The sequence below is a fragment of the Desulfobacula sp. genome (genome assembly GCF_021107415.1).
The window spans coordinates 1-8,338 of the sequence record NZ_JAIOSW010000506.1; the positions used below are offsets into that span (position 1 = coordinate 1).

The window sequence follows — 8,338 nt, forward strand, 5'->3', positions numbered from 1 at the left end:
CGGACAAACTAGTCCATATATTTTATTTCTCTTATAGATACATACATGTAATAAATCTTGAATATGTAAGGCTGACCAATGCAATGAAGATACGTTGTTTTATCCCCAGGAACAATCTGCACACCTATAAAAGCTTTGCCTATCTCATAGGGATGCTTATTCTTAAAAGCTATGAACGATCACATCGCATTTATAATGCTATGCTCTGCCGTGGTTTCAAGGGAAAGTTCTATATACTTGAATCCTATGAAATTAATGCATCTGATTGGCTTTTCGGAATTATCTCTCTATTATTCATTGCCGGACTGGTGGTAATTCAATGGATACCAACAAGACTATTATAAAACTTGAGGGAATAAGCTTTGCCTACCCAGGGGAATCCATACTCTTTGATCGGCTTGGTTTTGAGTTCAGTCAAGGGGACAGGATCGGCCTTGTGGGGTCAAGTTGAATCAAAAGCAATATCTCCGTCAAAAGTCAGGATAATAGCCCTGATTTCAAGTTTATTGTCTGAAAATCTTGTTGCATTTTCTTTAATTTTTTTGCCTACATGGCAGATTAGTTCCGGGTATTCAGGACTGATAAATGAAAAAGCATGACGGGCCGTGTTGGCACCTGCAATCAGCCTTTCAAGCTCCCGGCTGCCTGTTATTTTCACAGCCCATTTGGATAATTTTTTCAAGGTCAGTTCTGCTTTTGCCGCATGGGTATGTTCAAATCCCAGGGCCATTTTTACAGCCTTGCCAAAAAAAACCGTATAAATAATGGTTTGAATTTCAGGCAGCAGCAATGCCATGTCAAGGGATGCTTTAAAAAAATCCCCCGTCTGGATAAAGGCCTCTTCACCAAAATTTTTAAATTTCTCCATGGCAAACCGTTCACTTCGTCTGCCCGTAGTAAAGACAAGCGTGTTTATACCTTTGGCAGCTGCCACTGAAATGCTTGATTTGATCGTGGCAATATACGCATCGTGGGACATGGGGGTAACAATGCCTGTGGTACCTAAAATGGAGATCCCCCCCATAATTCCCAGCCGGGCGTTCAGGGTTTTTTTTGCAAGTTCTTCACCCTTTGGAACAAAAATTTCAATATCCACCTGTTTATCTTGAATATTAAACCGGGCAAAGACCTCCTCCACCGAGTTTTGGATCATTGCCCTTGGCCCGGGATTAATGGCAGGCTCACCCACCGGTAATTCAAGGCCTGGTTTTGTCACTGTTCCAACCCCTTTTCCGCCAGTAATATTTATTATAATTTCATTTGAATCAGACAGGGTTACCTTGGTCCCAATTTGTGCTTTATGCGTGATATCCGGATCATCTCCCGCATCTTTGATGACAAGGGCTTCAACTCTATTTTCAGATATTTTTTTTACGGATAGGACATTAATTTGTTTTTTTTCACCGGTTAAAAAATGAATTTCAACTGATTTGGGGGCTTTAGAGAAAAAAGAGAGCAGGGCGGCTTTAACAGCTGCAGCTGCAGCTGCACCGGTTGTAAATCCTTTTTTGAGTGTTTTAGATGACATCTTTATTTTTTTTTTCCTTAAACCATTTGCAAGTATCTACAAAATGTTTTGCACATCCTTCATTGCTGCCAAAATGGATATGAAGATAACTGCCCAGGGTGTTGGATACCTGGTATCCTTTAAGGGAGATATCCTGCCCTGCCCGTGTAGTCACGTGATATACATTGGATATGCTGCCGTCATAATTTTCCAGGGAAGAATAGTGAAATTCATGCCCCCTCAGCACATCCCCTTTTTTCCCGATAATGGTATCTTGTTTTAAAGTGATTTCCCTGTACCCAAGGGACCTGAGGCGCTTTGACATCTGAACATTCAAATCAAAACAGCCGGACATGGGATATTTTTGCATTTCATCCATGCTGGATAGTTTGTTGCAAAGGAACATGAATCCACCGCATTCCCCGTAAATGGGCATGCCGGAAACACTTTGTTTTTTGATTTCCTGCAAAAGCTTGTTTTTTTCAGACAATTTTTTTGCAAACACTTCGGGATATCCCCCGCCAAAATAGATTCCGTCAATATTCTGTGGCAACTTGTCGTCATTTAAAGGTGAAAATTCAACTAGTTTTGCCCCGAATTTTTTTAATATATCTAAATTATCCTGGTAATAAAAACAAAAAGCCTTGTCCCTGGCAACAGCAATGGTCGGACCCTGTTCTTCAGAAAATTCTGATATTTCAGGCTCAGTGTTTTCGGCGGATTCAAAAGCATCAAGACTATTGATCAAACCCTTCATATCCATATGGTCTTTGACCATTGACGTAAGCGTTGAAAGAACATTTTTTCCTATATCAAGCTCATCGGCCGTAACAAGTCCCAGATGCCTTTCCGGCATAACAATACTATCATTTCTCGGCATAAACCCAAGACATTTTGTTCTGCAATTTTGTTCAACCGCTTTTTTCAGATAGTCATAATGCCGCAGGCTTCCTGTCTTGCTGAAGATGACACCTGCAATTTTCAGGTCCTTATCAAAATTTTCAAACCCCTGTACAATGGCTGCCGCACTTCTGGCCTTTCCTTTAGCACTGACGATGAGCACAACAGGCAGGTCCAGCCATTTGGCCATCTGGGCGGTGCACCCTGCTTCCGACAAGCCGTCAATGCCGTCAAAAAGTCCCATAACCCCTTCAACTACAGCAATATCCGAACCCTTTGTATTCTCGTTAAAAATCCGGGTATTATATTGCCTGGAAAGCATCCAGGAATCCAGGTTAAAACTTATTTTTCCTGCAATCTTGGTATGATGGCCGGGATCGATAAAATCCGGGCCCACTTTAAAAGGGGCCACTTTATATCCCTGGTCAGCAAGATAGGCCAAAATAGCCAAACTGATGGTGGTCTTCCCGGTTCCGCTTCCAGTGGCACCAATGACAAATCCTTTAATAATTTCCTCCGGTGTTTTATTTATTGTTGTTCGGCTGCCATAATGGCAAGGGCATTGACAATGCTTGCCGCAATATTTGATCCGCCTTTTCTTCCCTTGTTGGTAATATAGGGAAAATCAAGGGCCATCAACTCATCCTTGGATTCTGCTGCATTTACAAACCCGACGGGAAATCCGATAATTAACGCCGGACTTACTTTTTTATTCTTTATCAATTCAATCAGTCTTAAAAGAGCGGTTGGGGCATTGCCCACTACATAAATGCCATCTTTCATTTGCTCACAGGCCATATCCACAGCTGCAAGGGCTCTTGTGGTTCCGGAATCCTTTGCTTTCTTTGCAACCGCTTTATCCGCGATCAGACAACTTATCCTGCCGCCAAATTCATGAATCTCTTTTTTCCTGATCCCCACCCGGGCCATATTGGTGTCTGTAATAATTTGACATCCCCTTTGTATGGCAGCAATCCCTTTTTGAACGGCATCGGGATAAAATCTGATGGTGTTGATATATTCAAAGTCTGCTGATGTATGGATCATCCGTCTGACAATGGGCCACTGGTCTTCAGTAAAGGCGTGATCCTTTGCTTCCTGTTCAATGATGTTAAAGCTCAAATTTTCTATTTCTTGCGGTTTCATTATATATTACCCGTAGTTAAGGATGGTTGCCAATATCCATGTTCTGTTTAAATACCATTTTTTCCTATAACTTAAAAGAGGTTGGCACCTGAAGGGATAAAACCTTGTTGCAGGCAACTCTAAGGAGTGCTGGATCGTGGCTGATGAACAGCACGCCCATCCGGCGTTCTTTTGCAAGCCGGATGAGAAGGCGGACTATTTTAGCCTGAACGGATAAATCAAGTCTTGAAGTCGGTTCATCAGCCACGAGAAATATCGGTTTAAGTAGCAGAACCCGTGACAATGCAAACCGCTGTATTTCTCCACCGGAAAGTTGTCTGGGATATCGATTGAGAAGCTCTTTATCAAGGTCAACATCTTTAATTGCTGCTAAAATCCTTTGATTGATCATAGCCTTTTTGTCGACGGGGTTCTTGTTTTTTACAACATCTGTAAGAGCTTCTTTAATTGTCTGGTGAGGAGGAAAGGATGTGGGCGGATCCTGGTATATTTTCTGGAAATATGGGCGCAAGGACATGCGGCTGTTCCTGTCCGACCCATTAATACCATTTCCGTTCCAGAATATTTTTCCCGTATCCGGGCGTTTTAAACCTAGAAGGATGTCTCCGAGAGTTGTTTTCCCGCATCCTGAAGGCCCGGAAAGACCTACGATTTCACCTGGTTTAACTTCAATGGAAAACCCGGAAAAAAGTTTTCTTTTTTTTTCACCTTTTCTGCAAAAAGATTTTGAGAGATTTTCAGCCTGAATGCAGTATTTATAATGGTTCACGAGCAGGCCTCTATTTGCTTTGAATCGGAATTGTTCCAGGCTGTTTTCATTGAGTTCAATACATGATCGGGTATAGGTTCCATGCCGTTTTCAGGAGCAGCTTTGATCAGGCCCCGTGTATACGGATGCACTGGGGAATCAAGCACCTTTTCGGCCGGGCCTGTTTCGATTATATAACCGCCATACATTACTGCAATATGGCCACCGAGATCGCGTGCAACTGATAGATCGTGGGTGATACACAGCAAAGTCTTTCCCCGCTCCACAAGGTTTTGCAATAATTTTACAGCAGAATCCCTCAGGTCGGCATCAAGGCCTTTTGTAGGTTCATCTGCAACAATGAATTCAGCAGGAATTGCAAGAGCAATGGCCAGAAGTATCCGCTGCTTCATTCCTCCGGAAAGTCGAAAAGGGTAATGCCTGCCGTCACGGGACGAAGACAGGCCAAGTTCGGAAATAAGTGTGCCGGCATTGATTAGAGCATTCTTTGGCTGTTGACCTTTGAGATATGTTAAAACTTCAGCAACCTGCTTAATAACACGCATGCTGGGATTGAGTGCAAGCCCTGGTTCCTGGGGAAGAAGGAACATTTTTTTCCCCCAGAGTTTTCGTTTTTCTTTTTGGCAAAGTTTGACAAGATTCATTCCATCAAATTCAATACATCCGGTTGCTGAAAGATCTTTGGACAACGCACCGGTCAGGGCCTGGGCTATAAGTGTTTTACCGCAGCCGGTTTCACCGATTAATGTAAAGGGCTCTCCTTGCCGGATAGAGAAACTAACGCTTTTGACAAGCGTTTTGTGCTCAGAAATCGAAGATATAGACAGATTAGTTATATTCAGGAGTATTTCGTTCATTTTTTTAAGGCCCGTGCCAGGGGTTGACCGACAAGAAGAAAACTGAAAACAGTGAAGGACACAGCGGCTGCCGGAGCGAGCACCAGATAGGGTGACTGGCGAAGGTAGGGCAGACTTTCGGCGATCATGGCACCCCATTCGGGCTCGGGAGGAGCAAGCCCTATACCCAGAAATCCCAGGGAGGAAATATTTAAAATTGTGCGGCCGAATCCAAGTGTGGCCAATACGGCAATTTGGGGCAATATTTCAATAAAAACATATTTTTTCAGGATAAATTGTCCGGAAAAACCGGCAAGTACTCCGGCTTCTACGTAGGGACGGGATACTACATTCTGGGTAATTGCCCTGGTGATGCGGCAATAGTCGGGCCACCCGGTTATTGTCAGGGCGCCAACGACTGCTATCTGTCCGCCTCCGATGAGTCCTGCAATCAGAAGTGCCAAAAGGATTCCGGGAAAGGACATGGTAATATCTACAAGCCGCATAATTGCCGTATCAATAAAACCGCCATACCATCCGGAAGACAAACCCAGGAGAACTCCAATTAAAACCGATCCGATAACACACACAGATGTATTAAATAAAGTATTTGCACCGCCTTTTACCAGACGGGCAACAACGCTTCGGCCAAGATGGTCTGATCCAAGAAGATATTCGGAACACGGATCAGTAAAAACGCAGGAAAGATTTTGAGAAAAAGGATCAGGTGTGAAATAAGGTCCGATTATTGAAAATAAAGCTATAGAGAGTAAAATAAAAGCGCCTGTCGCAATCTGCATTCGGCTGTTTTTCGGAAGGGTTGCAATTATTTTCATTGAATTGCCTCAAGATCGCGCCGGCACGGGTCCAAGGCAATGCATATCAGGTCAACCGTTGCATTAACAGCGACATATATAAACCCGATAAGCAAACCGGCTCCCTGAACCACAGGGATGTCACGGGCGAGAATGGAGTCTAAAATCAGCTTGCCGATTCCAGGCCAGGCAAAAAGGGTTTCAACCACCACCACACCATCAAGCAGGTGTGCCGTCTGCAGGCCGATAAAAGTAATAACAGGGATTGAAGCATTTTTAATTCCATGCCCAAAGAGCACACGGGTTTCAGTCAATCCTTTCATCCGTGCAAACTGATAGAAGAATGCTTTGCGTACATCAACTATGGCTGTTGCGACAACCCGGCTTGAGAAAGCAGCCAGGCCGATACCAAGGGTTGCGGCAGGCAAAACCAGGTGGCGCAATGTAAAAAATCCGGCTACGGGGAGCCATTGCAGCTTTATTGACAGTGCCAGTATAAGCAGGATGCCTGTTACAAAAGATGGAACTGCAACAAGCGCGCTGGATACCAGACCGGAGATATTGTCAAAGCTCCCCCCCGGATAAATGCCGCAGAAAATTCCCCAGGGGAGGGCGATGATAAGAGAAATCAGCATGGCAGCCAGAGATAGCACTAAGGTATGGCGAAAATGGTACAACAGCAGATCAACGACTTTTTCTTTGCTGACAAGAGACCTGCCCAAATCAAAGGTAAATGTACGTCCGATCCACCGCGCATATTGAATCCAGAGGGACTGGTCGAGCTTTTCCTCAATACGGATCTGCTCGACAAGAGCCTCATTTGTAAGAGTAGTGCCGTGCCGGGCTATGGCGATTTCAAGCGCGGTATCTCCCTGGCTCAGATTAACAACAACAAAACTTAAGCTGGACACAACAAGGCCTACAGCTACCCCGTGGAAAAGGTGAGTGCGGAGAATTTTAACTATTTTGACCATTCTATCCCTTCTGGATAGGGCCGAAGTTCAAATGCATCCAGTTTAACTCCGGTAATACCATTGCTTACCGCCACATGGTGATCATACCAGGATATAGGAATTACAGAGAGTTCCTTCTGGAGAATCGTTGTTATTTTTTTTCTTATTTTAGATGCTTTTTTTTCATTGAAGGCATTAAGGTAGTTATCGATAAGTTTGTTCAGTTCGGAAGAGTCCCAGCCTGATGCGCCCCAGGAACCCCTTGAACCAACAGGACCAAAGTCGGCATTAATCGTACCCACAGAGTCCGGAACCAGACCGAAGTTTCGACCCAAAAGTGCGGTTTCTATTGTGCCGTCCTTGTGACGGGCCGGAATCTGAGTAGATTTTCCGACAGATATCTTCATGCGTATGCCGACAGCAGCGAATTGTGACTGAAGAGCTTCTGCAACAACAGGCAGCATGGGACGACTTGAATATGTGATCAGCTCAAAGGCAAATTCCTTGCTGCCTTTAGCATGGATGCCGGCTGCATTTTTTTTCCATCCGGCTTTTTCAAGAAGACGGCATGCCTTTTCCGGGTTATATACAAGGGGTTTCAGCTGGGTATTGTGCCACATGGAAACTTCCGGCATGAGCTGGGTTGCTGCTGTTTTCGGATTTTTTAAAATTGCTTTGGCAATTCCCTTGCGATCAATGGCAAGGGAAAGGGCAAGACGTTCTTCAATTGTATCGAAAAAGTCAAGATTTGTATTGAGTTTTAGCAGTCTTACGCGTGGTATGGCCGTGCTGATTATAGAAACTCCTGATGTTTTTTGCAGACGTTCGGCCGCAGTGGCTGAAAGGGTTAAGGAAATATCAGCTTCACCCGATTCCACCATGAGGGCCCGGGTTTCGCCGTTGGGTACGGCAAGATAGCGGGCTTTTTGAATAGCCGCCTTTTTGCCCCAGTATTTGTCAAACGCTTCGAAATCAAAAACGGTTTTATTGTTTGTAGAAACAAGATTATAAAAACCGCTGCCGATAATTTTAGCGACGCTTCCGTCATCGTTATAGGCTGCCGGTGCAATAATCCCTGTGCTGTAATGGGAAAGATAGGCAGGTAATGCGGCAAACGGGCTGGATGTTTTGATGATTATATTCCGTCCTTTGGATGTGACCGATTCAACCGGTGTGCCTTTGAAAAGTTTTTTCTTTGTAAGGACCCTGTCCAGGGCTTTTACGACGGCTTTTCCTGTTAGCAAGGTTCCGTCGTGGAACAGGACATTGTCCCTGAGGGTGAAGGTCCATGTCATATTATCCTTGGATACACGCCATTGTTTTGCAAGTTTTGGTTCGATCCCGCCTTTTCCGTCGGAGATTGTAAGGGTCTCTATACATCCCATCCGGGTAAAGATAAATCCGGAAATAAC

Annotated in this window: 10 protein-coding genes; 2 read left to right on the top strand and 8 right to left on the bottom strand. The window is 44.4% G+C overall.

Translation table 11 applies throughout. The features are described 5' to 3' along the window. Together K8S13_RS25025 and K8S13_RS25030 are read left to right on the top strand one after the other, a co-directional pair. On the top strand, positions 1 to 344 hold a 344-nt coding region (locus tag K8S13_RS25025), incomplete at its 5' end, for an energy-coupling factor transporter transmembrane protein EcfT (RefSeq protein ID WP_291466483.1). Further along, positions 320 to 451: a hypothetical protein gene (locus tag K8S13_RS25030; RefSeq protein WP_291466484.1), complete on the top strand. Its 132-nt coding sequence runs from the start codon at positions 320 to 322 to the stop codon at positions 449 to 451. The genes K8S13_RS25025 and K8S13_RS25030, both read left to right, overlap by 25 nt. Here the strand turns inward: K8S13_RS25030 and cbiD are convergent. From cbiD to K8S13_RS25070, 8 genes are all read right to left on the bottom strand, one after another. Continuing rightward, positions 443 to 1,528, bottom strand: a complete 1,086-nt coding sequence (gene cbiD / locus K8S13_RS25035) for a cobalt-precorrin-5B (C(1))-methyltransferase CbiD (RefSeq protein ID WP_291466485.1) — start codon at positions 1,526 to 1,528, stop codon at positions 443 to 445. The genes K8S13_RS25030 and cbiD overlap by 9 nt on opposite strands. Beyond that, complete coding sequence (locus K8S13_RS25040) at positions 1,518 to 2,939, bottom strand: cobyrinate a,c-diamide synthase (protein WP_367172903.1); 1,422 nt, start codon at positions 2,937 to 2,939, stop codon at positions 1,518 to 1,520. The genes cbiD and K8S13_RS25040 overlap by 11 nt, the downstream gene beginning before the upstream one ends. Further along, positions 2,936 to 3,553 carry a precorrin-8X methylmutase gene (locus K8S13_RS25045; RefSeq protein ID WP_291466486.1) on the bottom strand — a complete coding sequence of 206 codons (618 nt, stop codon included), beginning with the start codon at positions 3,551 to 3,553 and terminating at the stop codon, positions 2,936 to 2,938. Before K8S13_RS25045 ends, K8S13_RS25040 begins: the two co-directional genes overlap by 4 nt. Positions 3,554 to 3,617: 64 nt before the next feature. Next, positions 3,618 to 4,322, bottom strand: a complete 705-nt coding sequence (locus K8S13_RS25050; protein ID WP_291466488.1) for a dipeptide/oligopeptide/nickel ABC transporter ATP-binding protein — start codon at positions 4,320 to 4,322, stop codon at positions 3,618 to 3,620. Beyond that, positions 4,319 to 5,179 carry an ABC transporter ATP-binding protein gene (locus K8S13_RS25055; protein ID WP_291466489.1) on the bottom strand — a complete coding sequence of 287 codons (861 nt, stop codon included), beginning with the start codon at positions 5,177 to 5,179 and terminating at the stop codon, positions 4,319 to 4,321. The genes K8S13_RS25050 and K8S13_RS25055 overlap by 4 nt, the downstream gene beginning before the upstream one ends. Continuing rightward, positions 5,176 to 5,994 (bottom strand): ABC transporter permease, encoded by an 819-nt coding sequence (locus K8S13_RS25060; protein WP_291466491.1) that lies wholly within the window; start codon positions 5,992 to 5,994, stop codon positions 5,176 to 5,178. The genes K8S13_RS25055 and K8S13_RS25060 overlap by 4 nt, the downstream gene beginning before the upstream one ends. Beyond that, positions 5,991 to 6,947, bottom strand: a complete 957-nt coding sequence (locus tag K8S13_RS25065) for an ABC transporter permease (protein ID WP_291466493.1) — start codon at positions 6,945 to 6,947, stop codon at positions 5,991 to 5,993. The genes K8S13_RS25060 and K8S13_RS25065 overlap by 4 nt, the downstream gene beginning before the upstream one ends. Then, the coding region (locus K8S13_RS25070) for an ABC transporter substrate-binding protein (protein ID WP_291466495.1) at positions 6,935 to 8,338 on the bottom strand (1,404 nt) is incomplete at its 5' end. The genes K8S13_RS25070 and K8S13_RS25065, both read right to left, overlap by 13 nt.

Coding starts and splice junctions, on each gene's coding strand:
- K8S13_RS25030 (WP_291466484.1), top strand. CDS start 320: ATGGATACCAACAAGACTATTATAAAACTTGAGGGAATAAGCTTTGCC.
- cbiD (WP_291466485.1), bottom strand. CDS start 1,528: ATGTCATCTAAAACACTCAAAAAAGGATTTACAACCGGTGCAGCTGCA.
- K8S13_RS25045 (WP_291466486.1), bottom strand. CDS start 3,553: ATGAAACCGCAAGAAATAGAAAATTTGAGCTTTAACATCATTGAACAG.
- K8S13_RS25055 (WP_291466489.1), bottom strand. CDS start 5,179: ATGAACGAAATACTCCTGAATATAACTAATCTGTCTATATCTTCGATT.
- K8S13_RS25060 (WP_291466491.1), bottom strand. CDS start 5,994: ATGAAAATAATTGCAACCCTTCCGAAAAACAGCCGAATGCAGATTGCG.
- K8S13_RS25065 (WP_291466493.1), bottom strand. CDS start 6,947: ATGGTCAAAATAGTTAAAATTCTCCGCACTCACCTTTTCCACGGGGTA.